This is a genomic window from Cyanobium sp. Candia 9D4 (assembly GCF_024346155.1).
Lineage (GTDB): Bacteria > Cyanobacteriota > Cyanobacteriia > PCC-6307 > Cyanobiaceae > Cyanobium > Cyanobium minutissimum.
Genome location: NZ_JAGQCK010000006.1, coordinates 77,723 through 102,622, shown reverse-complemented (window position 1 = coordinate 102,622; position 24,900 = coordinate 77,723). Strand labels below are relative to the sequence as shown.

Sequence of the window (24,900 nt, the reverse complement as noted above, 5' to 3'; positions counted from 1 at the left end):
GGCTGCCGGTGGCGCCCTCAGTCGCCGACGCCCCCCAGCAGGGTGGCGAGCAGGGCCTGCTGCACGTGCAGGCGGTTCTCCGCCTGGTCGAACACCCGGCTGGCGGCCCCCTCGATCACCCCGGCGCTGATCTCCTCGCCGCGGTGGGCGGGGAGACAGTGCAGCACGATCGCCCGTGGGTCGGCCTCGGCCAGCAGGTCCTCGTCGAGGCACCAGCCGGCGAAGGCCCGCTCCCGCTGGGCCTGCTCCTCCTCCTGCCCCATCGACGCCCACACATCGGTGTAGAGCACATGGGCCCCCCGGGCCGTCGCCACCGGGTCCTGCAGCACCGTGATCGAGCTCCGTCCGCCGGCCAGGGACCGGGCCTGCTCCACCACCGCCGGGCTGGGGGCGAAGCCGTCGGGGCTGCCGATGCGCACGTCCATCCCCAGCAGGGCCCCGACGAGCATCAACGAGTGGGCCATGTTGTTGCCGTCCCCCACGTAGGCCAGGGTGAGGCCGTGCAGGTCGGTGGGGCCATGGCCGAAGCGCTCCTGGATCGTCAGGGCATCGGCCAGGGCCTGGCAGGGGTGCTCCAGGTCGGTGAGGGCGTTGATCACCGGGATCGAGGCCCAGTGGGCGTAGTCGACCAGGTCCTCCTGGGCGAAAGTGCGGATCGCCAGGGCATCGCAGTAGCGGCTCAGCACCCGGGCGGTGTCGGCGATCGGCTCGCCCCGGCCCACCTGGGTGACGGCCGGGTTGAGGTCGATCGTCTGGCCACCCAGCCGGGCCATGGCGACGATGAAGCTCACCCGCGTGCGGGTGGAGGCCTTGGAGAAGATCAGCCCCAGCACCCGGCCGGAAAGATCGATGCGTCGCTCGCCGCTCTTCAGCTGGCGGGCCAGCTCCAGCAGGGCCAGGGTCTGGGGACCGTCGAGGTCGGCCGAGGAGAGCAGATCGCCGCCCCTGAGGGCGGCGAGCGGGGCTGAGGGGGACACCATGGCCCACGTCCCAAAGAACCCTTATGCGAGATCGACCCCCCCCACGTCAAGGGGGACAGGGGCGGAGCCCGTGGTGTGTCGGCTGCGCCGGGCTGCTGCGGGGCAGCAGGATGAACGACCTGGCCTGCCAGGCTCCCGGTGCCTCCCAGCAGGCCATGGCCGGGTTGGCACCGCTCAGTTCCTTCATCCCCTGCCGGCTGCCGTGGAACGCCAGCAGCGGCTGCTCCAGCGGGGCGGGGGCCGCTGGGTCCCGCTGCTCCAGATCCCGCAGCTGGCCGGGCCGAAAGTAGGTGCCCATCAGGGCATCGGGGCGCCAGCCCGTGCTCCAACAGCCGCCCTCACAGACGCCGGTGCTGTTCACGAAGGCCGCCATGGCCCGATAGTTCTCCAGTGGTGCCCGTTTGTCCGCCAGCATCCGCTGGCCGATCTGCAGCTGCAGCAGCAGCACGGCCACCAGCAGAACGGCCAGCGAGCTGCGGCGGAAGCGGCCCAGACTGGCGGTCAGCTCCCAGCCCGTGCCCACCAGGTAGGCCACGGCCGGCAGCACCACGATGGTGTACCTGGCCTGGCTCATGGGCCTGATCGGATCGATCATCAGCATCAGCGCCAGGAACAGGCCGATCACCAGCAGCAGGTAGCGGGCCTCACCCAGGGACTGGGGCAGCTGGTGGGTCGGCGCCATCAGGAAGCGGCGCAGGTTCCGCCAGGAGCCGAAGGCGCAGCCGATCCCCACCACCAGTCCGAGCAGGCCCAGCTGGGCCAGCGTTCCCTGGTGGAGGTCCAGCAGTGGAAGCAGGCCGCGGCTGAACTGCCTCAGGGTGCCGGTGACCGGCTCAACCTCGATCCAGTCGATCCGTTGGAACTTGGCGCCCACCGGGCTGACCAGGCCATGGGCGAGGGGCGGCAGCAGCAGCAGCAGCCCCAGGACGGCCGCTTCCCGCCGCCGCCGCAGCACATGCCCATCGACGCTGCTCACCGCCAGCACCACCAGCGCGAACAGCAGCGAGAAATAGTGCGTCAGGGACAGCAGCACGCAGGCGAGCCGGAATCCCCAGCGCAGGGCGGCCTCGTGGTGTCCCCTTTGCTGACGCAGCAGCAGGGCCGTGCCCAGCATCAGCGTCGACAGCGCCAAGGAGAGGGCGTAACTGCGCGCCTCCTGGGCATAGAAGAGAAAGGAGGGGCTGGTGCCGAGGAAGGCCACGGTCGCCAGACGGCGGCCGCTGCCGCGCCCGGAACTGCACAGAGCGGCAATCCCCAGGCCGAGGGCCGCGATTAGAAAGCTGAGGCTGCGGGTGGCGGTTTCCCCTTGGCCGAAGACCCCGATCCAGAGCTTCAGCAGGATCTGGTAGAGGGGGGGATGGGTGTCGGGGAGCAGCCAGTCCCGGGTCAGCACACCCCAGTCGGCGCTGCTGGCGGCCACCGACCAGATCTCATCGGACCAGTAGGAATAGGCCGTTGTCAGGCCCTGTCCGGCGGCCCAGAGGCAGCCGAGGATCAGAACGGCTGTCAGGAGCCGATGGGGCGGGCGCTGGAGCGGTCGGGTGGCGGCTGGGGGACCCGGAGGCTCTGTCCCGACCACCATCACACCGCTGCAGGAGACCAGTGCCGGGACATTAGGCCTGATTCAGGCCCACCACATCAAGGGCAGGGACGCAGGCCGTGGCGCGCCGGTTGCGCCGGGCTGGTGCGGGGCAGCAGGATGAAGGAGGTGGCCTTCCAGGACCCAGGTGCCTCCCAGCAGGCCAGGGCGGGGTTGTTGGCGATGAGGCCCTTCAGCCTCGGATAGGCCCTGCGGAAGCCGAGCAGCGGACGATCCAGCCGCGTCTGGGCCAGTGGCGTGCCGGGATCGAACGCCATCAGCTCGCGGGAGCTGAAATAGGTGGCCGTGAGCGCCTCCAGGAACCATCCGCTGGACCAGCATCCTTCGCCCTTCCGGCAGAGATCGCTATCGACCACGAAGCTGCCCAGAAGCTTGTGGTTCTCCAGGGGTCCTTGCTTGACGGCCAGGTGCTGGGTGCCGATTCGCAGCTGCAGCAGCATCACAGCGCAGAGCAGGCTGGCCAGGGCGACGCGACGAACGCGGCCGAGGCCGACGCTGAGGTCCCAGCCGATTCCCACCAGGTAGGCCAGGGCTGGCAGCACCACGATGTAGTAGCGGCTCTGCGACAGCGGCCGGAACGGATCGATCGCCAGAATGAGTGCCAGGAAGGCGAGGATTAGCGTCAGCAGGAAGCGGGCCTCCCCCGTGTCGGGTGCCTTGCGGTTGGAGGCTCCGCGGTGGAGCAGGGGAAGGGTGGCGGCTCCGATGCCGCCGACGAGGCCGATCAGGATCAGCAGGCCTCGCGGGCCCTGTCGCGGATCGAGCAGCGGCAGCGTTCCCGCAAGGAACTGGGTGATCGTGCCGCTGATGGGCGTGACCTCGATCCAGTCGATGCGGGTGAAATTCTCGGCGGGGGAGCTCAGCACGGCGTGGCTGAGCGGCCACAGCATCAGGAGCAGCAGCAGGGGGATCGCATGGCTCCGCGATCGGAAGACCGTTCCCTCGGCGGTGACGACCGCCAGAACCACAACCACGAAGATCAGGGAGAAGTAGTGGGTCAGGGACAGGAGCAGAGCGGAGATCGCGAACCCCCAGCGCAGGGCGCCCTCGTGACGTCCTGTTCGCTGACGCAGCAGCAGGGCCGTGCCCAGCATCAGCGTCGACAGCGCCAAGGAGAGGGCGTAACTGCGCGCCTCCTGGGCATAGAAGAGAAAGGAGGGGCTGGTGCCGAGGAAGGCCACCGTGAACAGGCGCCGGCCTGCCCCTCGGCCTGAACTGCCCAGGGCCGCTGCCACCAGGCCCAGGGCGGCGATCAGAAAGCTGAGGCTGCGGGTCGCGGGCTCGCCGGTGCCGAAGACCCCGATCCAGAGCTTCAGCAGGAACTGATACAGGGGGGGATGGACGTCGGGGATCAGCCAGTCATGGAGCAACACCCCCCAGTCGGACTGACTGGCGGCCATGGACCAGAGCTCATCCGACCAGTAGGAGTAGGCGGTTGTCAGACCCTGGCCCGCCATCGTGAGGCAGAACAGGATCAGGAGAGCGGTCAGCGCTGGCGGCAACCAACGTGAGGACCGGTGCTTCAGGTGTGTCGGGTCCGACGGATCTGTCGGGTCGGCCATCACCCGGAAACGTTGAAACGTTGGGAGGGAATCTAGGTCGCGTCCCCTCCCCGATTCCCCCTCAAACGGCGGCTCCCTCGAGCACCGTCGCATCCGGCAGCTGGCTGGAGGCCAGCAGCTGCTTGAGCTCGTCGCCTTCGATCACTTCCTTCTCGAGGATCTTGTGGGAGATGGTCTCCAGCAGCTCGCGGTTGTGGTGCAGGATCGCCAGGGCCCGTTCGTGGGCCCGATCCACCAGACCGCGCACCTCCTTGTCGATCTCCAGGGCGGTGGCGTCGCTGACGGCCCGACGGGGGTTGGAGTTGCCCCCCAGGAAGCGGCTGCCGCCCTGCTTGTCGTAGGCGAGGGGGCCGAGGGTCTCGCTCATGCCGTAGGTGCCGATCATCTGCTCGGCGATGTCGGTGGCCCGCTGCAGGTCGTTGGCGGCGCCGGTGGTGACCTCACCGAAGACCACCTCCTCGGCGGAGCGACCGCCCAGGAGGGTGGCGATCTGGCCTTCGAGATCCTCCTTGGAGTTGAGGAACCGCTCCTCGGTGGGCAGCTGCAGGGTGTAGCCGAGGGCCGCCATGCCCCGGGGCACGATCGAGATCTTGGCCACCTTGCTCCCGCCGGGCATCAGGTGCCCCACGATCGCGTGGCCCACCTCGTGGTAGGCCACCACCTTCTTCTCGTCGGGCTGCAGCACCCTGCTCTTCTTCTCCAGGCCCGCCACCACCCGTTCGATGGCTTCGTTGAGGTCGGCCTGCTCCACGGTGGTGCGATAGGCCCGGGCCGCCAGCAGGGCGGCCTCGTTGACCAGGTTGGCCAGATCGGCGCCGGCGAAGCCGCTGGTGGCCTGGGCGATCTTGTCCAGATCCACCCCCTCGGCCAGCTTCACCTTCTTGCCGTAGATGTCGAGGATCATCTTGCGGCCGGACAGGTCGGGACGGTCCACCAGCACCTGGCGGTCGAAGCGGCCCGGCCGCAGCAGGGCGGCATCCAGGGTTTCCGGCTGGTTGGTGGCCGCCAGCACGATCACCGGCTTGTCCTGGGCGGTGAAGCCGTCCATCTCGGTGAGCAGCTGGTTGAGGGTCTGCTCCCGCTCGTCGTTGCCGCCCACCACGCCCATGGAGCCCGAGCGGCTCTTGCCGATGGCGTCCAGCTCGTCGATGAAGATGATGCAGGGCGCCTTCTTCTTGGCCTCCTCGAACAGGTCGCGCACGCGGGCGGCACCGGCCCCCACGAACAGCTCGACGAATTCGGAGCCGGAGATGATGAAGAACGGCACGCTGGCTTCCCCGGCCACGGCCTTGGAGAGCAGGGTCTTGCCGGTGCCGGGTGGGCCCACCAGCAGCACGCCCTTGGGGATGCGGGCGCCGATGTCCATGTAGCGCTGCGGCGTCTTGAGGAAGTCGACGATCTCGGTGAGCTCGGTCTTGGCCTCATCGACCCCGGCCACATCGGCGAAGGTGACCCGGGACTCTTCGTCGGGCACGTAGACCTTGGCCTTCGACTTGGTGAAGCTCAGGGCCCCCTGGGCGCCGCCGCCCATGCCGCTGCGGCGGGCGAAGAACTGCAGCACCAGGATGAAGATCAGCGGCGGCACCACCCAGCTGAGGGCCGTGGTGATGAAGCTGGGCCGCTTCGGCGGCGCCGCGGCGAACTCGACGCCGTGCTGCTCCAGCCGCTGGGGCAGCTCCATGTCAAAGATCGGCGTGGTGGAGAGCACCGTGGGGGCGCCCTCCTCCGGCGGCTTGGTCAGCTCGTAGCGGATCTGGTCCTGGGTGATGTACGCCCGCTTGACGTTGCCGTCGTTCACCTGGTCGATGAACAGGGAGTAGGGGACCCGGGGCACCTGGGTGGCGGGGTTGGGCAGGAAGTTGCTGAACAGCAGCAGTACACCGAAGCCGATCAGGAGCAGGTTGACGATGCCGAATCTCCGGGTGGGGCGGTTGTCGTCCTGACGGATGGCCATGCTGCGCGCAACGTCGAATGGGCCCAAGCTAGGTCTGGTCGTCACCCGCCGTTCCCACCCCCGGTCGGGAGAACCGAACGCCCCGCCCTCGGCTTCCCACCCCCCATGTGCGGCCGCTACTCCCTGGCCACCCGCCTCGACCAGCTGCTGCCCCGGCTGAAGGGCCCGCTGCCCCCGGGGCTGGAGGACCATTACGCCCCCCGGACCCAGGTGCGGCCGGGGGAGCCCGTGCTGCTGCAGCGCCAGGAGCACGGCCGCCTGGAGGTGGCCCTGGCCCTGTGGGGGCTGGTGCCGGACTGGTGCCCTGACCCGGCGGGTCGCCGCCGACCCATCAACGCCCGCAGCGAGACGGTGGCGGAGAAACCCTTCTTCCGCGGCGCCTGGCGCCACCGCCGGGCCCTGATCCCCGCCGACGGCTTCTACGAATGGCAGACGAAGACGGTGGACGGCCGTGCCGTGAAGCAGCCCTGGCTGTTCCGGCGGCGGGATCGGCGCCCCTTCTGGCTCGGCGGGCTCTGGGACCGCTGGCTGGGGGCCGATGGGGGAGAGCTCGAGACCTGCGTCGTGCTCACCACCGCCCCCAACGATCTGCTGGCCCGGGTGCACGACCGGATGCCGGTGGTGATCCCCGACGGGCTGGAGGAGGCGTGGCTGGAGTCCGTCGACGGTCCGTCCCTGCGGGCCCTGGAACCCCTGATGGCGCCCTGGGACCCGGCCCCGTGGGAGGCGGTGAAGCTGGAGGCGCCGCCCCAGGCCGCCGTTCAGCTCGATCTGCTGGCTGCCGCCGCGGACGAACCTGCGGGCCGCTAGAGAGGTACGGCCCCGATGCCGGTCCCATGAGCCTCGACCAGCTGGATGCCTTCCTGGCCCACGCCCGCGCCGATGCCGCCCTTGATCGCCGTCTCCATGACCCGGCCGATCCCCCCGATCTGGCAGCCTTTCTGGCCCTGGCCCGCGGCGCCGGTTTCGCCGTCGACGAGGCGGATGTGATCGCCGCCCAGCAACGGGCCGAGGCGAGCCTCAGCGACGAGGAGCTGCAGGCGCGGGCCGGGGCCGAGGCGCGACGGCTGCGCCACTTCATCCCCGGCTGATGGCCATGGCCGAGTCCGTCGCCAGCTATCCCCGGCCCCCGGCCCTGGTGGAGTGCCGCCAGCACGTGCGGGTGGAGGCCCTGGGGCGGCTGCTGTGTGACACCCGGCGCAGCCTGCGGGTGCTCGAAACCTTTCACCCCCCGGTCTTCTATCTCTGCCCGGAGGACGTGGACCTGACCCTGCTGGAGCCCGCGCCCGGCTCCAGCTACTGCGAGTGGAAGGGCGTGGCCCGCTACTTCGACCTGGTGGCCCCGGGCGGCGAAGGCGGCCAGCCTCGCCTGCGGCGGGCGCTGTGGAGTTACCCCTCACCCACCCCGGCATTCACGCCGTTGGCCGGCTGGCTGGCCTGCTACCCGGCGCTGATGGATGGCTGCTGGGTGGACGGGGAGAGAGTGGTCCCCCAGCCCGGCGGGTTCTACGGCGGCTGGATCACCAGCGCTGTGGAGGGACCGTTCAAGGGGGATCCCCGGCACCCGGAACTGCGCTGATCCCTGGCCCGGCCCCTGCCGCCGTCGGGGGTCGCCAGTGGAGCAGCAGCTTGAGGCGGTCGCTGGAGCGCCGCCAGGCCTTGACGTAGCCGGGGAGCCGCAGCATCTCCACGGTCACCCGATCGGCGTCGAGCATGCGGGGGTTCAGATGTTCGTTCAGGAAGACATCCGTGCAGTGGAAGCGGCGGAGGCGCTCGGAAAGCAGGGCGGCTGCCACGGCGAAGGTGCCCACTCCGGAGGTGGCCAGATGGGTGGCGTGCCGCAGCAGCTGGAAATCGTCTTCGACGGATCCGGTGACAACGTCATGGTCGGCGAACAACGACAGCACGGCTTCCAGCAAGGGATGGCTGGAGCCTGGTTCCGTCACGATGATGGCCCTGCGGTGCCGCTGGCGGAGCTCTCGATAGAAGTGGAGAGGGTTGGTGATGTAGTACGGATTCGTCAGATTCGCCACATCACCGCCACGCAGATGAATCACCAGCGTGCTCTCGAGTTGAGCCTCTGAAAACGTGCCCGGTGGCGGCCTGAGGATGTGTGGGGCCAGATGGGCACGGGCGATGCGGTGCGCCTGTCGGCGGATGTACTGACGCCCGAGAACGGAATCACGCCGTGGTTTGTCGCCGTTGGCAAAGGCCATGCGTCGGTGGTCGGAGCGAGAAAACCCGTACTCCATGTAGTGAAAGAAGAGGCCAGACAGATGGGTCCTGGCTGCGGCAGCGCTGTCGACCTGAAAGTCAAGGCTGAAGGCGTTCACGATGTTGCGCAGCGGCCCGGACTGGATGAAGTCCTCGTCCACCTGCACCGATCCCCGGAAGGCTTCGGCATGGGCGATCACCACGATCAGCTGCTGGATGTTGTTCCCCGTCCGTCCGTACCACCGCGACAGGCGGAAGGACGGTGCCGCCGCGGGGAGGCTCAGTCGCCATTTCTGCCGTTGCAGCCCCAGCCAGCGGTGCAGGCCCCAGGCCCGCTGCGCCACCCTCCAGCCGAGCAGATGTCGTGCCGCCCATATCTTCAGGGCTGACAAGGGGAGAGGGCGGAAGGCGGCCATGGCCGTGCCCCTCAGGTGGGACCGACCACAGCACCCTGCCAGAGGAGGTCCCGGCCCAGCCAGCCGGTGGCCGCCTCCGACAGGGACCAGCCGTCCTCCAGGTTCTCCAGGCCGAGGTCCGCCAGGGGTGTGCGGGCGGGGAGGCCACCGAGCAGTGTCGGTGCGATCACCGCGGCCAGCTGCTGCACGCAGCCCTGGTGCAGGGCCGCCGCCGCCAGCACCGGCCCGCATTCCCACAGCACCCGGTTGCAGCCCCGCCGGGCCAGGGCGATCGCCAGCGCCGCCGGTTCGCAGGCCTCCAGGGCCAGGCGCTCCACCCCCAGCCGATCGAACCGGTCGCGGCGATCCTGCGGCGCCTCCGGCCCATGGACCAGCAGCGTCGCTGCCGGAGCCGGATCCCACAGCTGGGCCGCCGCCGGCAGATCCAGGCCGCGGCTGAGCACCACCCGCAGCGGCTCCGGGGTGCGCCGCCCCCGGCTGGTGAGCAGGGGGTCGTCGGCCCGCACCGTGCCGCCCCCCACGATCACCGCATCGCAGCGGGCCCGCAGGTGGTGCACCCAGTCCCGGGCCCCCGGGCCGCTGATCCACTGGCTGACGCCGTTGGGGAGCGCCGTGCGCCCATCCAGGCTCATGGCCCATTTGAGGATCCCCAGGGGCCGGCCGGTGGCGATCCGATGCAGAAAGGGCCGGTTGAGGCGGCGCGCCTCGGCTTCCATCACCCCTTCGATCACCTCCAGGCCTCCGTCCCGCAGCCGGGTGATGCCGCCGCCGGCCACCCGCGGGTTGGGGTCGGCCATGGCCAGCACCACCCGGGCGATGCCGGCGGCGAGCACCGCCTCGCTGCAGGGGGGGGTGCGGCCGTGGTGGCAGCAGGGTTCCAGGGTCACGACCAGGGTGCCGCCCCGGGCCCGTTCGCCCGCCTGGGCCAGGGCCCCCACCTCCGCATGGGCCTCGCCGGCACGGGCATGGAATCCCTCTCCCACCAGCGTCTCGTCGGCGTCGAGCACCAGGGCTCCCACCAGGGGATTGGGGCTGGTGCGCCCCTCGGCGAGGGCGGCCAGCTGCAGCGCCCGGGCCATCCACCGGCGCCAGGGGCAGCCGGGGCTCATGGGGCAGGGGCGTCCGGGAGGGTGCGCCATTCGGCCACCACGTAGGGGGGCACCGCCAGTTCACTGAACACCCGTGGCAGCCGCAGCCGCAGGGGGCGGTCGCGGTCCAGATCGGCCAGCAGCGGCGCCAGATCAAATTCGGCCGCGGCGGAACGGGTGTCGCCGGCGAGGGCGGCGCTGGCCAGGGTGACGTCCTCCAGGTCCCAGCGCAGCCGGCCGCTGCGCACCTCGAGGGCGGTGGGATGGTCCAGGCGCACCTTGCCGGGGTAGCCGACGATCCGCAGCCGCAGCGGTCCCCCAGGCGGCCCTTCCCGGTAGGCCACCACCTGCCAGCTCTGATCGTCGAGGTCGCGCAGGCTCTCGAGGCTGCGCACCACCGGCGTGCCCTGGGCATCGGGGTGGGCATGGACCTGGGCCAGGGCCGGCGCCGGGGTCACAGCCAGGATCAGGGCCAGCAGGGGCGCCAGCAGCAGAACGTCGATCAGCCCGCCGGTCCGGTGGTTCATGGCTGGCGATCGGCGCCGGGGATCGGCTGCCAGCCGGTGTGGGTGGCCCAGAGGGCCCAGATCGCCATGGCCCGCAGATAGTGGCAGGCGCGGAACGTGCCGGCGGCGGTGATGGCCTCCGGGGTGCGGAACTGCAGGCCCCCCTCGTACACCTGGTGCACGACGGCCCCGGTGATGGCGAAGGCGGTGGCGGTCTGGTCCATCAGCCGGTAGTAGGCGGCCAGACCGAAGTTGATGCCGGTCCAGACCTCCAGGGGATGGGTGCCCTTCGGATCGAGGGGGGTGCCGTCGCGGCGCAGCCCGTTGGCCACCCCGAGGCGGCCCCCCTCGAAGGACTCGAAGCAGGCCTGGCGGATCGCGTTCAGGGCCGAGCGGGCCCGCTCGTCGGCCACCACCGGCGGGAGCCCCAGCAGGCGGGCGTAGAAGTCGCCGCAGAGCTGGTCGGCCATGACCACCGGGGTGCCGCTGCCGGCATCGATGGCGTAGTACTCGCCGTTCCAGAGCAGGGCATCGAAATGGCTTCGGGACTGCTCCAGCCAGCCGCCGAAGCGCCGCTGCTCCTCGGCGGTGTCGAGCCCCAGCTCCAGCTGCAGTTGCTGGCCGATGGCTAGGGCGGCCTCAAGGGCGGCGATCCAGAGGGCGCCGCAGTAGGCGCTCACCCCCTGCAGGGGCCAGTCGTCGAAGGTCTGGTCCGGGGCACCGCCGTTGTCGGGCAGTCCGTCGTCATTGACGTCGAAGCGCTTGAGGTAGTCCAGGGCGGTCACCGCCGCCGGCCAGCAGTCCGCCAGGAAGGCGATGTCCGGGCCGCTGGGGGCCAGGCGGTAGGTGCGCCAGACCTGCAGCACGAAATCGCTGGCCAGGTCCTTCCAGAGGTTGCAGTCCTGGTAGGCGGTGTAGTTGGTGGCGTCGAAGGGGCGCTCGTTGGGGGCCCCGAGGTCGTGGGGGGTGGCGCCGGCCACCTTGCGGGGGGCCTCCACCCGGCCCCGCCCCTGGGTGAAGTACCAGCCGATCGGCCGCGGAGTCGGATCGGCGGCCGGGATGGCGCGGGCGAAGCTGCGCAGCACCGCCTTGTCGAGCTCGGGCCAGAGCTGCAGCAGGGCGAAGGAGCCGTACAGCCGCACGTCGAGGCTTTCGTACCAGGCGTAGTCGAGGCACTCGAGCACCCCGAAGCGGCCCACGGGATCGCCGGGGCTGGCGGCTGTCCAGAGGCTGCCGCCGCTGGCCAGGTCGTAGAGCTCGTTGAGCAGCGCCATGCGCAGGGGTTCCGGCAGGTCGTGGCGCCCCGCCACCGGCGCCTGCCAGGCTTCGATCGCGGCGTGCCAGTCGCGCCAGTCGGCCAGGGCTTCGCCGGCGATGGCCGCAGCGCTCTCGCCATCGGTGCCGAAGAAGTCGGTGTAGCGGCGCAGGGCCCGGGTGCCGGTGGCGAAGGCCGTCACCGGCAGGTCCCAGCTGATCACCACCGGCAGCTCGAGCGCGGCCCCGGGCTCCAGGCGGAAGCGCACCGCCAGGGCGGCGCTGAGGGGATCGTCGCCGGTGCTGCGGCGGTCGTTGTCGCTGTCGGGGATCGCGCCGTCGCGGCTGAAGGGTTCCCAGAGTTCGGCCCCGTCGCCGCTGGGATCCCAGCGGCTGCACCGGAACACCTCCAGCCCCGGGTGGTTCAGCGCCGCCCCGTCGGGCACCGCCAGACACCACTGCCCTTCACCCTCGGCCAGGGGCTGGGAGCGCTCCCCCTCCAGCAGCAGACCCTTGAGGCCGGCCCCGTCGACCCAGCGGTTGCGCTGCCCCTTGCCGCGGCCGATCGCCGGCACGTAGTTGTGCTCCGGGCTGCCGTCATCCCGGAAGTGGACCTCCGCCGCCGGGTCGGTGTTGGTGAACCAGCCGACGGTGTTGCGCCAGCTCAGCAGCAGGGACAGATCCAGCGGCTGGTTCGTTGGGTTGCTGAACGTCCAGGCGAAGACGGCGACGGGGTAACTGGTGCGCCGGTAGTCCCCTGGAAGGATCGGGCTGAAGGCCTCACAGCGCACGTCAGCGCTGAACACGGAGGCGTAGTGGTGCGAGCTGATCGGGTAGCGCACCGCCACGGTGCCGCTCGGCTGCTCCGGCGTGGCGGCGGGATACCAGCTCCAGGCTGAAAGGGGTGGGCCACTCCCCGGACGGGAAGCGTCGCCCTCGGGCTGCGTGGCGAGGGCATGGGCCCGGCGCCCGTCGCTGTCCCTCTCGAACAGGGCGAACTGGCAGTCGGGCAGCACGCCGAACCAGTGCTCGCCGCCGTCGAGGTGCCAGAGGTTGAAGGCGCCGTCGATGCCCCGCCCCAGGCAGCCGGCTCCGAAGCCCCCCAGGGGCATGCCGTGGTTGGGGCCGTCGTCGAGGTTGCTGGCGTAGCGCACCGTATAGGGCTGGCTCCAGCCCTGGCCGAAGGGCCGCGACCAGCTGGCCTCGGGAGGCTGCCAGGGATTCCTGCCGCGCCGCAGGTTCTGGAGAGCGGAGAGGCCGAAGGGCGCCATGGGGCCAGACGAGGTGGGCCCAGCTTGTCAGAGCTGGCCCCTCAGCGAGGGCCCGTCCAGATCGCCATTACCCTGCCTGCAATCGTCGGGGCGGCGTGAATTCTCTGGTGCGGCTTTTCGGCGCGGGCCTCCGGCCGCCGCAGCGCTCGAGGGCCTACCGGCCCGAGATCGACGGCCTGCGGGCCGTGGCCGTCCTCGCCGTGCTGATCAACCACCTTGATCCCCGCTGGCTGCCGGGGGGCTTCCTCGGGGTGGACATCTTCTTCGTGATCTCGGGCTACGTGGTGACGTCGTCGCTGCTGGCGCGGCGGGACGGCAGCCGCTGGCAGTTCCTGCGCCGTTTCTATGGACGCCGCATCCGGCGGCTGATGCCGGCGCTGGTGGTGAACATCGCCGTCGTCTCGGCCCTGTTCTCGATGGTGGTTTCGCCGCTCGATGATTTCTTCGCACCGGTGATGCGCACCGGCCTGGCCGCCCTGTTCGGCGTCTCCAATCTCTATCTGCTCCGGCAGGGCTCGAACTACTTCGCCACCGACAACCACTTCAACGCCTTCATGCACACCTGGTCGCTGGGGGTGGAGGAGCAGTTCTATCTGGTCTGGCCGGCGGTGCTGCTGCTCTGCGGCCTGGGGGTGGCCGGCTCCGGCGCCGGCGCGCTGCGGCGGCTCAAGCTGGGCAGCCTGCTGCTGCTGGCCCTGTCCCTGGCGCTTTATCTGGGCCTGAGCCTGGGCGGCAACGGCGAGCGGGCCTTCTTCCTCACCACCGCCCGGTTCTGGGAACTGACGGCGGGTTGCGGCGCCTACCTGCTCCATCGCGGCAGCGGCAGCGCCCGCGACCTGGGCCAGCGGCTGGCGCTGCCCCGCTGGCGCCAGCCCCTGGCCACCGTGGCCCTGGTGGCGTTGCTGGCCCTGCTGCTGCTGCCGGAGGCCTGGCGGCTGGGCACCACCCTGGGGATCACGGCGCTGACGGCGGTGCTGCTGCTGCTGCTCCGGCCCGCCGGGGGCCTCGGCCGCTGGCTGTGCCACCCCGGCTGCCTGGCCATCGGCATGGTGTCCTACTCGCTCTATCTGTGGCACTGGCCGGTGATTGTGCTGGCCCGCTGGACGGTGGGGTTCAACGCCGTCACCCTGCTGCCGGTGCTGGTGCTGATCACCCTCTGCACCGCCCTCTCCTACCGGCTCGAGTGCCTGTTCCGCTACGGCCACCCCGCCATCCCCGGCCTGGGTCGCTCGGGCCTCGCCTACCCGGCCATGACCGTGCTGGTCGCCGCCTTCAGTGCGGGCCTGCAGGGGCCCCTGCAGGGCCGGCTCTTCGTCGGTGAGCGCCGCCACACCGTCGGCACCACGGCCAACATGAAGCGCATCGGCGGCACGACCGTCGACACGGTCCACTGCTTCCAGGAGCCCACCGATCCGGTCGCCCGGGGCGATGGTCCCGACCCCTGCCTGGCCCTGGCAGCGAAGGGGAAGGATCTTCCCACCCTGTTCTTCCTGGGGGACAGCCACACCCATGTGCTGATCCCCCTGGGGGAGAAGCTGCTGGCCAGCGGCCGTTTCAACGTGGCCTTCATGGCCCGGGGCGGCTGTCCGGTGCCCTTCTTCTCCCGCTGGGGGGAGGGCGCCCCGGTGCCGGCCCGCTACCGCCGCTGCCGGCCCTACGCCGACAACGAGGAGCGCCGGGTGCTGGCCCGCCTGCGGCCCGGGGACCGGGTCGTGCTGGTGTCGAATCTGGCCGGCTACCTGGAGGGTGCCCGGGGGGCGGCCCTCCGCAGCGCCGAGGCCTCCTACACCGCTGCCCTGCGCCGCTTCGATGCCGCGGTGAGCCGCGCCGGCGGGGCACTGGTGGTGTTCGGCCCCCTGCCCACCTTCCCGCAGGAGAAGATCGGCGGCCCGCTCACCCTCTGCCAGGCGGAATGGTTCCGTCCCGCCTGGTCCCTGGGTCCCCAGTGCCAGCCTGTGCTGCGGCCCCGCCGGCAGGAGCTGGCCGCCATCGCCCCGGCCCAGCGCCTGCAGGAGCGGTCCATCCGGGATCTGGCCGGCACCCGCCTGTTCAGCCCCTTCGACAGCATCTGCCCTCCGTCGCAGGCGGTCTGCTCCAGTGTCCGCGCCGGGACGCTGCTCTACAGCGACGAGACCCACCTCACGAACGCGGGCGCCCTGCTGCTCTATCCGCGCCTGATGGCCTTCCTCGAGGCTCAGCCGGGGCCGGCGCCGCCGCCCAGCTGATCGCTGCCCAGTTCCTGCTCGATCAGGGCATCGAGGGTCACGGCGCTGCGCACCAGCGACTGGTAGCGCTGCACCACGCGACGGTTGCGCTCCAGCCAGTTGCCGGCGTCCCCGCCGCTCCCGAGCGGATGGCCGCCGGGACCGGAGCGGTCGTCATCGAGCAGCTCGAGGTCACTCTGGTGGGCCAGCAGGGCCAGCACCAGGGTGTGGATCCTCTGGCGTCGATCGCTCATGGTCAGGGGTTGGGACCGGCACATGCGGGAGCATCATGGCCAGAAGTGGGTCAGGGGCACGGCTGGAGGGTTCGCTGCTGGAGGTGCTGGGCACCGATGCCGCCGGCCTGGCGGGTCTCTCCCGCCCCTGGCAGGACAGGATCCGCCGGGCCGACCTGGTGGCGGCCCCGCGGCGGCTCCTGGCCGACCTCGAGGCCTGGCGCGACGGCGCCCCCGCCCCGGAGCTGCTGGCCAGCGACAAGCCCGCCGAACTGCTGCCGCGGCTGGAGCGGGCCCTCGCCGCCGGCCAGCGGGTGGTGCTGCTCGCCAGCGGTGACCCCCTCTGGTTCGGCATCGGCCGCCTGCTGCTCCAGCACCTGCCCGCCGAACGGCTCCGCTTCCATCCGGCCCCCACCTCCCTGCAGCTGGCCTTCGCCCGCCTGGGCCGGCCCTGGCAGGACGCCTCCTGGATCAGCCTCCACGGGCGCGATCCCGAGCCGCTGGCGGCCCGGTTGCAGCAGCGGCCCGCCGCCCTGGCGGTGCTCACCGACCCGGCCCGCGGCGGTGCCGACGCCGTGCGCCGGATCCTGCGGGCGTCGGGGCTGGAGGCGGCCTATGAGCTCTGGCTGGGGGAACGCCTGGGCCATCCGGCGGAGCGGCTGCAGCGGCTGGCCCCCGCCGATCCGCTGCCGCCCGATCTCGATCCCCTGCACCTGGTGCTGCTGATCGCACTCCAGCCTGCTGTGCCGGCGCCGGAGGCCCTGCCCCTGTTCGGCATCCCCGACGGGCTCTGGCTGCAACATGCAGACCAGCCGGGGCTGATGACCAAGCGGGAAGTGCGCGTCCAGCTGCTGGCCGACCTGGAGCTTCCCGGACTCGGGGTGCTCTGGGACATCGGCGCCGGCGTGGGGTCGGTGGGGCTGGAGGCGTTGCGCCTGCGCCCTGCCCTGGAGCTGTGGGCGGTGGAACGCCGGCCCGGGGCCGCCGCCCTGATCGGCGCCAATGCGGAGCGGCTGGGGGTGCGGCCCATGGCGGTGCTTGAGGGGGAGGCTCCGGCGGCCCTGGGGTCCCTGCCCGATCCCGACCGGGTGCTGATCGGCGGCGGCGGCCGGGGCCGCCGCGAGGTGCTTGAGGCGGTGCTGGGCCGGCTGCGGCCCGGCGGGGTGGTGGTCCTGCCCCTGGCCACCGTCGAAGCCCTGGCCCAGCTCAGGCCCGTGCTGGAGCAGGCCGGCCTGGGGGTGACCGTCAGCCAGATCCAGGCCTGGCGCGGCGCCCCCCTGGCGGAGGGCACCCGCCTGGCGCCCCTCAATCCGGTGCTGGTGCTGAAGGGGTCGCTCCCGGCAGCGGCGTGATCCGCACCGGGGTGCCCACGGTGATGCCGAGGGCAGCGGCCTGGCCCGCCGCCAGCTCCAGCACCCCGTCCACCGGCGTGTCGGGGCCGTAGCTGGGGCAGGGCAGGTGCATGCAGGGGCGGGCGGGGCTCTCCAGGGCGATGACCCGGCCGTTGTGGATGAACAGCATGTCCAGGGGTTCGGGGGTGCGGTGCATCCAGAAGCGCGCCACCGCCGGGGGGTCGTAGGGGAACCACATGCCGCGCAGGGGCGGCAGGGGCGGCCGCAGCTGCAGCCCCATGGCGTACTGGCGCTCCCCCCGGGGCACCTCCAGCTGGATGCAGCGGGGCGGCGCCGGACCCTCCAGGCACCACTGGGCGCTGATTGGCAGGAACTGGGGCGGGCTCTGGGTGTGCCCCGGACCGCAGCCGATCAGCCCGACCGCGCCGGCGACCGCCAGGCTCCGGAGGAAGGGACCCCTCATGGCCCCGGGGCCACGGGCGGTCGCCCGTCCCGGAGGCAGTAGCCCCGGCCCCGCACGGTGTGAATCAGCCGCGGTTCCCCCTCCTGCTCCAGCTTCTGGCGCAGGTAGCGCACATAGACCTCGATCACGTTGCTGGCGCCGCCCCCCTGGTCGGCCCAGATCTCCTCGAGGATCTGCTCCCGGCTCACCACCGTGCCTTTGTGGCGCAGCAGCAGCAGCAGCAGCTGGTATTCCCGGGCGGTCAGGCTGAGCTGGCGCTGGCCGCGCCAGCCCTGGCAGGCCACCGGGTCGACGCGCAGATCCGCCACCTTCAGCAGGGTGGACACCGGCGTGGGGGCCTGGCGCCGGGCGAAGCCCAGGTGCAGCCGCAGCCGGGTGAGCAGGTCGCTCGTGCCCTGGCTGGGCAGCCAGAAGTCATCCGCGCCCCACTCCAGGCAGCGGCTGCGGCTCTCGACGCTGTCGCTGGTGATGCCGAGCAGCAGCGGGCGGGCCCCCAGCCGGCGGCGCAGCTCCGGTATCCGCTCTTCGCTGCCGGGCGAGAGGACCACCGCCGCCGGCAGGTCCTCCCCTGACTCCTCCAGCGCGGTCCGGTAGCCGGAGACCTCCAGCCGCGGCGCCAGGCCGGCGGCCTCCGGGCCCACCAGCAGCACCACGGTCGGTGGCAGGGACGCGGTCACAGGGGGGCGTCGGCGTGGCTGCTGGAGGGCTTCGCCACGTGGGGCAGGCCCCAGCCCAGCTTGTTGCGCAGCACCTGGAAGAACTCGTGGTCGGCCAGCCGCACGAAGCGGACGGGATGCTCGCTGCGCCGCACCAGCACCCGGTCCTCGGGCCAGACGTAACAGCCGGCGCTGCCGTCGACCACCATCATCAGCCGCTCGGGGGTGGCGGGGAACACGGTCACCGGCTCCTGGTCGCTGAACACCAGGGCACGGGAGGCGAGGGAATGGGCGGCGATCGGCGTCAGCTGCAGCACCGGACAGTCGGGGGTGATCACCGGTCCGCCGGCGCTGAGGGCGTAGGCGGTGGAGCCGGTGGGGGAGGAGAGGATCACCCCGTCGGCGGCGATGTCGACGGGGGCGTGGCGGCCGATGGCGATCTCGAAGTGGCACATGCTGGTGAGCGGCTCCCGGTGCAGGGCCATCTCGTTGAGACAGAGCACCTCCCAGCGCCGCTGCTCCCCCCGCATCACGCTCACCACGAGCATGGAGCGCTCCTCCACGGTCCATTCCCCGGCCACCACCTGGGCCAGGGCCTGGTCCAGATCCTTGAGGTAGGCCTCGGCCAGGAAGCCCAGGTGGCCGGTGTTGATCGTCAGGATCGGCACCCCGATCGGGGCGGTCTGGCGGGCGGCGGAGAGGACGGTTCCGTCCCCCCCCAGCACCAGCGCCAGGGCCATCTCCTCGTCGAAGCTGGCCGGCACGCAGGCGGCGTAGCCCCGGGAGCGCAGGTGCTGGTCGGGGTTGGCGAAGCCCACCACGCCACCGGAGCTGCTGACCCGCGCCACCTCCAGCCCGGCGGCGGTCAGCCGGTTCTCGATCAGGTCGGCGGTGCTGATCGCCAGATCCTTGCCGTCGTTGACGATCAGTCCGACCCGGGGCACCGATCGCGCTCGTGGGGGCCCATCGAGTTTATGGGGGGAGATCAGAACTGCTCCAGGAAGCGCAGATCGCTGTTGAACAGCCTGCGGATGTCGTCGATGCCGTGGCGCACCATGCAGAACCGCTCCACCCCCAGACCGGCGGCGAAACCGCTCCAGCGCTCCGGATCGATGCCCAGCCCCTCCAGCACCGCCGGATCCACCATGCCGCAGCCCATCACCTCCAGCCAGCGCCCCCGCCACTGCACGTCCACCTCGGCGGAGGGCTCGGTGAAGGGGAAGTAGCTGGCCCGGAACCGCACCGGCAGGTCGCCGAAGAACTGCTGCAGGAAGGTGGTGACCGTGCCGCGCAGGTGGCTGAAGTCCAGGCCCTCGTCGAGGGCGAGCACCTCCACCTGGTGGAACACCGGCGAGTGGGTGGCATCCACCGCATCGCGGCGGTAGACCCGGCCGGGGGCGATCACCCGCACCGGCGGCGGGTTGGCCTCGAGATGGCGGATCTGCACCGGCGAGGTGTGGGTGCGCAGCAGCCGGTCACCCCCCAGATAGAAGGTGTCCTGCATGTCCCGGGCCGGGTGATGTTCCGGGATGTTGAGGGCGGTAAAGTTGTAGTGGTCGGTCTCGATCTCGGGCCCTTCGGATACCCGGTAGCCGAGGCCGGCGAAGATGTCGACGATCTCCTCGATCGTGCTCTGCAGCGGATGGCGGTGGCCCGGCGGCACGTAACTGCAGGCCGCCGTCACGTCGATCCGCTCCCGCTCCAGCCGCTCCGCCATGGCGGCGCTGCGCACGGCCTCGAGCCGGGCTCCCAGCAGCTGCTGCACCTGGTCCTTGAGGCGGTTGGCCCGCTGGCCCACCAGGGGGCGCTCGTCGCCGGGGAGCCGGCCCATGGCGCCGAGCACCCCGGAGAGGCGCCCTTTCTTGCCCAGCAGGCCCACCCGGAGCTCCTCGAGGGCCGCGGCGTCCCCGGCGGCGGCGATGGCGTCGGCGGCCTCCGCCTCCAGGCGCTCCAGCTGGTCGGTGAGCTGCTGCAGGCTGACGGTGGCGCTCACGGCACGGATCGGGGGGAGGAAGCGACTGTAGGCAGCAGCGTCTAGCTTGCCGGCAGTCCCCTGTTCAGGGTCGATGGCAGCGCTCCGGATCCTGATCAGCAACGACGACGGGGTCTTCGCCGACGGCATCCAGGCCCTGGCGGCCGAGGCGGCCGGCCGCGGCCACACGGTCACCGTGGTCTGCCCGGACCGGGAACGGTCCGCCACGGGCCATGGACTCACCCTCCAGACGCCGCTGCGGGCGGAGCGGGCCGATGAGCTGTTCGCGGCGGGCGTCACGGCCTGGGCCTGCAGCGGCACCCCCTCCGACTGCGTCAAGCTGGCCCTGTTCCGGCTGCTGGAGCAGCCGCCGGATCTGGTGCTCTCGGGCATCAACCACGGCCCCAACCTCGGCACCGACGTGCTCTATTCGGGCACCGTGTCGGCGGCGATGGAGGGCACGATCGAGGGCCTGCCGGCCCTGGCGGTGAGCAGCGCCGATTTCCACTGGCGCCGCTTCGAGGCGGCGGCGGCGCTGGCCCTTGATGTGGCCGAGCGGATGCTGGCCGGCGGCTGGCCCGAGGGGCTGCTGCTCAATCTCAACGTGCCGCCGCGGCCCGCCGATGCCCTCGCCCCGCTGCGCTGGTGCCGCACGGCGGTGCGGCGTTACATCGATCAGTTCGAAAAGCGCACCGATCCCCGCGGCCGTACCTACTACTGGCTGGCCGGCGAGGTGGTCGACGATCTGGAGGGCACCGGCGCCGGTCCCGCTGAGTGGCCCACCGATGTGGCCTGGGTGCAGCAGGGGGGACCGTCCCTGACGCCCCTGCAGCCGGAGCTGTTCTGGCGCGGTCCGGTGGCGTCGCTGCCGCCCGTGGAGGCTCTCGGGCGCCGGGATCAGCTCCTGCGGTAGATCCGTTGCAGCAGCCAGAGGCTGATGATCAGGGCGAGCACGTGGGCGAACAGCACCTGGGTGTTGCTGAGCACCGAGAGCATCTCGATCGAGGTGATCGGCAGGCCCACCACCCGGCCGCCGCTGCCCGGCGTCGCCGGCAGCTGGGCCCCGAGGAAGCCCGGCACCTGCTGGGAGGCCTGCACGAACAGGCTGCCGGCCAGGGCCTGGTAGCCCACGGAGGCCAGGGTGAGTCCGGCCATGTCGGCCACCAGGCCCCGCTTCACCAGGCGGGCGGTCTCCCCCCGGCTGGGGCGCACCGGGCTGGCCAGGGCACGGCCGCAGCGCACCACCAGCCAGGATTGCCACAGACTCCAGAGCAGAACCAGGAACGAGAGGGTGGTGAGGGAAAGGCCGGGGCCCAGCCCCAGGGCGCGGGAGGAGTTGGCCGCCAGCCGGCCGCCGATGTTGTTGAACATCAGGACCACCACCACCACCACCCCGAGGGCCAGCTGGACCCAGAAGCGCACCCAGCCCGTGCGGCGTAGGGCGTCGGCCATGCGCTGCAGATCCAGCTGGTCGGCCATGGAGACGGGATCGGTGCTCCCAAACTTGGCATGGGAGGATCCAGCCGGCGAGGGCCGAGGCCGTTGATCCCGCTTCACGACCCCTCCAGCGCCCTGCGCCCCACCGCCGTCGCCCTGGGCAGCTTCGATGGCCTGCATCGGGGACACCGTCGCGTGATCGCCGCCGTCACCGCCCCCATGCCCGCCGCCCGGGAGCGGGCCGTGCCCACGGTGGTCAGTTTCTGGCCCCACCCCCGGGAGGTGCTCCACGGCGAGACGCGGCTGCGTCTGGATCTGCCGGAGGAGAAGCTGGAGCTGCTCGAACCCCTCGGCATCGCCCAGCTGGTGCTGGTGCCCTTCACCCGCGAGCTGGCGGCACTGACCCCGGAGCCGTTCGTGCGCCAGGTGCTGGCCGAACGGCTCCAGGCCCGCCGCATCGCGGTGGGCACCAACTTCCGCTTCGGGGTCGATCGCCGCGGGGACGTGGACGACCTGGCCCGCATCGGCGCCAGCCTCGGCATCGATGTCCAGGTGGTGCCGATGCTCTGGGACGGGGCCGAGCGGGTGAGCAGCAGCCGCATCCGGCGGGCCCTGGCGGCCGGCGACATCGACGAGGCGGCCCGCCTTCTGGAGCGTCCCTACCGCTTCAGCGGCCAGGTGGTGAGTGGCCGGGGCCTGGGGCGCCAGCTGGGCTGGCCCACCGCCAACCTGGCGGTGGACGGGCGCAAGTTCCTGCCGCTGGAAGGGGTCTATGCGGCCCTGGCCTGGCGCGACGGCGGCGAGGGGCCGATGGCGGGGGTGATGAACCTGGGGCCCCAGCCCACGGTGGACCCCCTGGCCCCGTCGGCGGTGGAGGTGCACCTGCTGCAGCGGCGGCTGGAGCTGGCGGGGGCCCGGCTGACCGTGCAGCCCCTGGGGCTGCTGCGGCGGCAGCAGGCGTTCGCCGACCTCGAGGCCCTCAGCCGCCAGATCCAGCTGGACGCCGATCGCGCCCTGGAGATGTGTCGCAGCGCCGGGGGGGAGGCCCTGTTGCCCGCCGACGGCTGAAGCGGTGCCGTGGCGGTTCCGGTTCACTGCTGATACTGTCTGGGGCGGACCGGCGACGGGTGATGGGCGGAATTCTTTCCAGCTTCGTCACCAAGGGCTCGGATCGATTCGATGCCTGGATCGACAGCCAGTCGCGACGGTTTGGATGTCGTGCCGGCCGCATCAGGGTGCTGATCGTCGGGCTGACCATCCTGGCGATGCTGGCCCTCGGCGCCACGCAGATCACCGAGGCCGGCAGTCAGAAGGACGCCCTGGTGAATCTGCGCCTGGCCCATAATCTGGCCAGCCATGGTGTGTTTTCGACCGCCGAACGGGCACCCTTTTCCGCCTCCAATGCGAGGGAGCCGGTCCCGAATCTGGTCACCGCCGGCCACCTGAAACTGTTGACCCTGGCTGGCCAGGCGCCTTCCTATCAGGAGCTGGTGGCGGGGCCCGGCGCCCGCGCCGTGAAGGGGGCCAATCTTTACTGGGCGGCGCTGGGTCTGGTGGCGACGGCCCTGCTCTGCCAGGTGCTCACGGGTCGGGTGTTGCTGGTGGTGATCGCCACGGTGCTGGTGGGGTATTTCTTCTTTGCCGTGCCGATGTTCGTCGACACGCTCTACACGGAGCTGCAGGCGAGTGTGATGCTGCTCTGGTCCAGTCTGTTCCTGGTGCTGGCCGTCCGCACCTCCCGCCGCCGCTGGTTTCTGGCCGCCGGACTCTGCTTCGGCCTGTTGAGCCTGACCAAGGCGATCTTCTTCTACGTCTGCCTGCTGATCATCGGAGCTCTGCTGCTGCACGCGCTCTGGGACGCCGGTCGGCGCCGCCGCCGGCAGCCCCTGGCGGCCGCCGCACTGCTGCTGCTGGGGTTCACCGGGGCCGTGCTGCCGTGGATGATCCGCAACCAGCTGCAGCTGGGCACCGTCCAGCTCACCCAGAGGGGTGGCCGTGTGCTGTATGCCCGGGCCATCAAAAACGGCATGACGACCTCCGAAGTGCCGGGGGCCCTCCATTTCTGGGGTCCGTCCTTCTATCAGCACGGCTCCCGCCTGCTGGGCCTCGGGGCCACCCCCGCCGACTTCCAGGCCGGCGGCCGCTACCAGCGGATCAACCGCTACGGCTCCGACTTCCAGCAGGCCGATCTCCAGGCTGCGATGGCGGGTCGCCCGCAGGATGTGATCAGCTATCACCGCAAAGTGGGGGCGGAGGTGAACCGGCTGATCTTCGTGGCGGCGGCCCAGGGGGTGCCCGATGCGAATCGAAAGGCCGAGAAACAGGTGGGGGAGAAGGCGAAACGGATGATTCTCTCCGATCCTGGCCGCCATCTGATGATGACCCCCCTGTTCCTCTGGCGGGGCCTCTGGTCCTGGCCCAATGAAGGCGTCAACTTCAAGGCCAGTTCGATCTACGTTCTCGCCAAGGATCTGCTGGCGCTGCTGTCCTATGGAGCCCTCGTGGTGTTGTTTCTGCTGGGCGTGATCCGCAGGAATGGTTCCTTTCTGGCCCTTACCCTGCTGCCGGTCGGCATGCTGCTGGCCTACGGGCTGCTCAGCCACAACATTCCGCGCTATTCGGCACCGGCGATCCCCCTGATGATCCTTTCCCTGGTGCTACTCCTCAGCCCTCCATCACACGAGCCGGGTTCCGCCCACGGGCGGTCGGCCCCCGATAACGGAGCCCGCATGTGATCATGGCGTCTCCCCCATCGAGGGCCATGGCCGGGCGCCGCCATCGGCCACGGCTGAGGGTCAGGCCGTGAAGCTCATCATCCAGATCCCCTGCTTCAACGAGGCCGCCACCCTGCCGGTGGCGCTGGCGGCGTTGCCGCGCCAGGTGGAGGGTTTCGATCAGGTGGAATGGCTGGTGATCGATGACGGCAGCCAGGACGACACGGCGGCGGTGGCCCTCGCCCATGGCGTCGACCACGTGGTGCGCCATTTCCACAACCGCGGCCTGGCCCGGGGCTTCATGACCGGGCTGGATGCCTGTCTGGCCCGGGGGGCGGATGTGATCGTCAACACCGACGCCGACAACCAGTACGACGCCCGTGACATCCCCAGGCTGGTGGCTCCGATTCTCGAACAGCAGGCCGAGATCGTCGTGGGCGAGCGCCCCATCAGCCAGATCCAGCACTTCTCACCCACCAAGAAACTGCTCCAGAAACTCGGCAGCGGGGTGGTGCGCAGCCTCAGTGGCGCGGACATTCCCGATGCCCCGAGCGGATTCCGTGCCATGAGCCGCCGGGCGGCCCAGCAGCTGATGGTGTTCAGCGATTACACCTACACCCTGGAAACGATCATCCAGGCGGGCCAGAAGAACATCGGCATCACCTCGGTGCCGGTGCGGGTGAATGGCTTCCAGCGGCCGTCCCGGCTGGTCAAGAGCATCCCCTCCTACATCCAGCGCAGCATCGTCACGATCGTGCGGATCTTCGTGGTCTACCGGCCGTTCCGGTTCTTCGCGCTGCTGGGAACGCTGCTCTTCGGCATCGGCACGGTGATCGGCTTCCGCTATCTCTACATGGTGTCGATCGGCCGGGGCGGCGGCCACATCCAGTCGCTGATCCTGGCCTCCGTGCTGCTGGTCGGTGGTTTCCAGTCCCTGCTGATCGCCTTCGTCACCGATGTGATTGCGGCCAATCGCAAGCTGCTCGAGGATCTCCGCTTCGAGTCCCGCCGCAGCCGTTCCTGA

23 protein-coding genes are annotated in these 24,900 nt (G+C 71.1%); 9 read left to right on the top strand and 14 right to left on the bottom strand.

The window, feature by feature from the left end; genetic code table 11:
• Window positions 1-17: 17 nt before the first annotated feature.
• From argF to ftsH, 4 genes are all read right to left on the bottom strand, one after another.
• Window positions 18-980, bottom strand: a complete 963-nt coding sequence (gene argF / locus KBZ08_RS12615; protein ID WP_254973378.1) for an ornithine carbamoyltransferase — start codon at window positions 978-980, stop codon at window positions 18-20.
• 46 nt (window positions 981-1,026) lie between these two features.
• Window positions 1,027-2,400 (bottom strand): glycosyltransferase family 39 protein, encoded by a 1,374-nt coding sequence (locus KBZ08_RS12610; RefSeq protein ID WP_254973376.1) that lies wholly within the window; start codon window positions 2,398-2,400, stop codon window positions 1,027-1,029.
• A gap of 218 nt (window positions 2,401-2,618) precedes the next feature.
• A complete protein-coding gene (locus KBZ08_RS12605) occupies window positions 2,619-4,082 on the bottom strand; it encodes a hypothetical protein (RefSeq protein ID WP_254973375.1) in 1,464 nt (487 codons plus the stop codon).
• Between the two features lie 121 nt (window positions 4,083-4,203).
• Complete coding sequence (gene ftsH, locus KBZ08_RS12600) at window positions 4,204-6,096, bottom strand: ATP-dependent zinc metalloprotease FtsH (RefSeq protein ID WP_106220659.1); 1,893 nt, start codon at window positions 6,094-6,096, stop codon at window positions 4,204-4,206.
• A 105-nt stretch (window positions 6,097-6,201) separates the two neighbouring features.
• Between ftsH and KBZ08_RS12595 the strand changes: the two genes are divergently transcribed.
• The 3 genes from KBZ08_RS12595 to KBZ08_RS12585 are packed head-to-tail and all read left to right on the top strand — an operon-like array spanning window position 6,202 to window position 7,675.
• Window positions 6,202-6,906: an SOS response-associated peptidase gene (locus KBZ08_RS12595; RefSeq protein ID WP_254973372.1), complete on the top strand. Its 705-nt coding sequence runs from the start codon at window positions 6,202-6,204 to the stop codon at window positions 6,904-6,906.
• Between the two features lie 26 nt (window positions 6,907-6,932).
• Window positions 6,933-7,187: a Nif11-like leader peptide family RiPP precursor gene (locus KBZ08_RS12590; RefSeq protein ID WP_254956314.1), complete on the top strand. Its 255-nt coding sequence runs from the start codon at window positions 6,933-6,935 to the stop codon at window positions 7,185-7,187.
• A gap of 5 nt (window positions 7,188-7,192) precedes the next feature.
• The gene (locus tag KBZ08_RS12585) at window positions 7,193-7,675 is read left to right on the top strand and encodes a DUF427 domain-containing protein (protein ID WP_254973370.1); all 483 of its coding nucleotides are present in this window, start codon (window positions 7,193-7,195) and stop codon (window positions 7,673-7,675) included.
• Here KBZ08_RS12585 and KBZ08_RS12580 read toward each other — a convergent pair.
• The 4 genes from KBZ08_RS12580 to KBZ08_RS12565 are packed head-to-tail and all read right to left on the bottom strand — an operon-like array spanning window position 7,641 to window position 12,845.
• On the bottom strand, window positions 7,641-8,726 hold the full coding sequence (locus tag KBZ08_RS12580) for a hypothetical protein (RefSeq protein ID WP_254973368.1): 1,086 nt from the start codon (window positions 8,724-8,726) through the stop codon (window positions 7,641-7,643). The genes KBZ08_RS12585 and KBZ08_RS12580 overlap by 35 nt on opposite strands.
• An 11-nt stretch (window positions 8,727-8,737) precedes the next feature.
• Window positions 8,738-9,835, bottom strand: a complete 1,098-nt coding sequence (ribD, locus tag KBZ08_RS12575; protein ID WP_254973366.1) for a bifunctional diaminohydroxyphosphoribosylaminopyrimidine deaminase/5-amino-6-(5-phosphoribosylamino)uracil reductase RibD — start codon at window positions 9,833-9,835, stop codon at window positions 8,738-8,740.
• Window positions 9,832-10,341 (bottom strand): DUF3122 domain-containing protein, encoded by a 510-nt coding sequence (locus tag KBZ08_RS12570; RefSeq protein WP_254973364.1) that lies wholly within the window; start codon window positions 10,339-10,341, stop codon window positions 9,832-9,834. The genes ribD and KBZ08_RS12570 overlap by 4 nt, the downstream gene beginning before the upstream one ends.
• On the bottom strand, window positions 10,338-12,845 hold the full coding sequence (locus tag KBZ08_RS12565) for a GH116 family glycosyl hydrolase (protein ID WP_254973363.1): 2,508 nt from the start codon (window positions 12,843-12,845) through the stop codon (window positions 10,338-10,340). Before KBZ08_RS12565 ends, KBZ08_RS12570 begins: the two co-directional genes overlap by 4 nt.
• Window positions 12,846-12,952: 107 nt before the next feature.
• On the opposite strand from KBZ08_RS12565, the gene KBZ08_RS12560 reads away from it, so the two are divergent.
• A complete protein-coding gene (locus KBZ08_RS12560) occupies window positions 12,953-15,070 on the top strand; it encodes an acyltransferase family protein (RefSeq protein ID WP_254973361.1) in 2,118 nt (705 codons plus the stop codon).
• On the opposite strand, the gene KBZ08_RS12555 is transcribed toward KBZ08_RS12560, so the two are convergent.
• Window positions 15,040-15,303: a hypothetical protein gene (locus tag KBZ08_RS12555; protein ID WP_106220667.1), complete on the bottom strand. Its 264-nt coding sequence runs from the start codon at window positions 15,301-15,303 to the stop codon at window positions 15,040-15,042. The two genes, KBZ08_RS12560 and KBZ08_RS12555, sit on opposite strands and share 31 nt — an antisense overlap.
• Before the next feature lie 35 nt (window positions 15,304-15,338).
• Between KBZ08_RS12555 and cbiE the strand changes: the two genes are divergently transcribed.
• Window positions 15,339-16,634: a precorrin-6y C5,15-methyltransferase (decarboxylating) subunit CbiE gene (gene cbiE, locus KBZ08_RS12550; RefSeq protein WP_254973359.1), complete on the top strand. Its 1,296-nt coding sequence runs from the start codon at window positions 15,339-15,341 to the stop codon at window positions 16,632-16,634.
• On the opposite strand, the gene KBZ08_RS12545 is transcribed toward cbiE, so the two are convergent.
• The 4 genes from KBZ08_RS12545 to pheS are packed head-to-tail and all read right to left on the bottom strand — an operon-like array spanning window position 16,588 to window position 19,746.
• Complete coding sequence (locus KBZ08_RS12545) at window positions 16,588-17,097, bottom strand: DUF192 domain-containing protein (protein WP_106220668.1); 510 nt, start codon at window positions 17,095-17,097, stop codon at window positions 16,588-16,590. The two genes, cbiE and KBZ08_RS12545, sit on opposite strands and share 47 nt — an antisense overlap.
• A complete protein-coding gene (locus KBZ08_RS12540) occupies window positions 17,094-17,774 on the bottom strand; it encodes a response regulator transcription factor (RefSeq protein ID WP_106220669.1) in 681 nt (226 codons plus the stop codon). Before KBZ08_RS12540 ends, KBZ08_RS12545 begins: the two co-directional genes overlap by 4 nt.
• Window positions 17,771-18,697 (bottom strand): NAD(+) kinase, encoded by a 927-nt coding sequence (locus KBZ08_RS12535; RefSeq protein WP_106220670.1) that lies wholly within the window; start codon window positions 18,695-18,697, stop codon window positions 17,771-17,773. The genes KBZ08_RS12540 and KBZ08_RS12535 overlap by 4 nt, the downstream gene beginning before the upstream one ends.
• A gap of 41 nt (window positions 18,698-18,738) precedes the next feature.
• Complete coding sequence (gene pheS / locus KBZ08_RS12530; RefSeq protein ID WP_106220671.1) at window positions 18,739-19,746, bottom strand: phenylalanine--tRNA ligase subunit alpha; 1,008 nt, start codon at window positions 19,744-19,746, stop codon at window positions 18,739-18,741.
• Between the two features lie 73 nt (window positions 19,747-19,819).
• Between pheS and surE the strand changes: the two genes are divergently transcribed.
• Complete coding sequence (gene surE, locus KBZ08_RS12525) at window positions 19,820-20,638, top strand: 5'/3'-nucleotidase SurE (RefSeq protein ID WP_106220672.1); 819 nt, start codon at window positions 19,820-19,822, stop codon at window positions 20,636-20,638.
• Here surE and KBZ08_RS12520 read toward each other — a convergent pair.
• Window positions 20,623-21,204, bottom strand: coding sequence for a DUF3611 family protein (locus KBZ08_RS12520; protein ID WP_254973354.1), 582 nt, complete (start codon window positions 21,202-21,204; stop codon window positions 20,623-20,625). The genes surE and KBZ08_RS12520 overlap by 16 nt on opposite strands.
• Window positions 21,205-21,267: 63 nt before the next feature.
• Between KBZ08_RS12520 and KBZ08_RS12515 the strand changes: the two genes are divergently transcribed.
• The 3 genes from KBZ08_RS12515 (at window position 21,268) to KBZ08_RS12505 (ending at window position 24,900) form a co-directional block, all read left to right on the top strand.
• Window positions 21,268-22,230, top strand: coding sequence for a bifunctional riboflavin kinase/FAD synthetase (locus KBZ08_RS12515; RefSeq protein ID WP_254973352.1), 963 nt, complete (start codon window positions 21,268-21,270; stop codon window positions 22,228-22,230).
• 62 nt (window positions 22,231-22,292) lie between these two features.
• Entirely contained in the window at window positions 22,293-23,897 is a 1,605-nt protein-coding gene (locus KBZ08_RS12510) for a hypothetical protein (protein ID WP_254973351.1), read from the top strand.
• 67 nt (window positions 23,898-23,964) lie between these two features.
• On the top strand, window positions 23,965-24,900 hold the full coding sequence (locus tag KBZ08_RS12505) for a glycosyltransferase family 2 protein (protein ID WP_106220676.1): 936 nt from the start codon (window positions 23,965-23,967) through the stop codon (window positions 24,898-24,900).

Bases quoted from the DNA above. Each gene is read 5' to 3' on its own strand.
- surE (WP_106220672.1), top strand. From the start codon at position 19,820: ATGGCAGCGCTCCGGATCCTGATCAGCAACGACGACGGGGTCTTCGCC.
- KBZ08_RS12580 (WP_254973368.1), bottom strand. From the start codon at position 8,726: ATGGCCGCCTTCCGCCCTCTCCCCTTGTCAGCCCTGAAGATATGGGCG.
- KBZ08_RS12590 (WP_254956314.1), top strand. From the start codon at position 6,933: ATGAGCCTCGACCAGCTGGATGCCTTCCTGGCCCACGCCCGCGCCGAT.
- KBZ08_RS12545 (WP_106220668.1), bottom strand. From the start codon at position 17,097: ATGAGGGGTCCCTTCCTCCGGAGCCTGGCGGTCGCCGGCGCGGTCGGG.
- KBZ08_RS12585 (WP_254973370.1), top strand. From the start codon at position 7,193: ATGGCCGAGTCCGTCGCCAGCTATCCCCGGCCCCCGGCCCTGGTGGAG.
- KBZ08_RS12595 (WP_254973372.1), top strand. From the start codon at position 6,202: ATGTGCGGCCGCTACTCCCTGGCCACCCGCCTCGACCAGCTGCTGCCC.
- ftsH (WP_106220659.1), bottom strand. From the start codon at position 6,096: ATGGCCATCCGTCAGGACGACAACCGCCCCACCCGGAGATTCGGCATC.
- argF (WP_254973378.1), bottom strand. From the start codon at position 980: ATGGTGTCCCCCTCAGCCCCGCTCGCCGCCCTCAGGGGCGGCGATCTG.
- KBZ08_RS12570 (WP_254973364.1), bottom strand. From the start codon at position 10,341: ATGAACCACCGGACCGGCGGGCTGATCGACGTTCTGCTGCTGGCGCCC.
- KBZ08_RS12555 (WP_106220667.1), bottom strand. From the start codon at position 15,303: ATGAGCGATCGACGCCAGAGGATCCACACCCTGGTGCTGGCCCTGCTG.
- ribD (WP_254973366.1), bottom strand. From the start codon at position 9,835: ATGAGCCCCGGCTGCCCCTGGCGCCGGTGGATGGCCCGGGCGCTGCAG.
- KBZ08_RS12510 (WP_254973351.1), top strand. From the start codon at position 22,293: ATGGGCGGAATTCTTTCCAGCTTCGTCACCAAGGGCTCGGATCGATTC.
- KBZ08_RS12520 (WP_254973354.1), bottom strand. From the start codon at position 21,204: ATGGCCGACCAGCTGGATCTGCAGCGCATGGCCGACGCCCTACGCCGC.
- cbiE (WP_254973359.1), top strand. From the start codon at position 15,339: ATGGCCAGAAGTGGGTCAGGGGCACGGCTGGAGGGTTCGCTGCTGGAG.
- KBZ08_RS12565 (WP_254973363.1), bottom strand. From the start codon at position 12,845: ATGGCGCCCTTCGGCCTCTCCGCTCTCCAGAACCTGCGGCGCGGCAGG.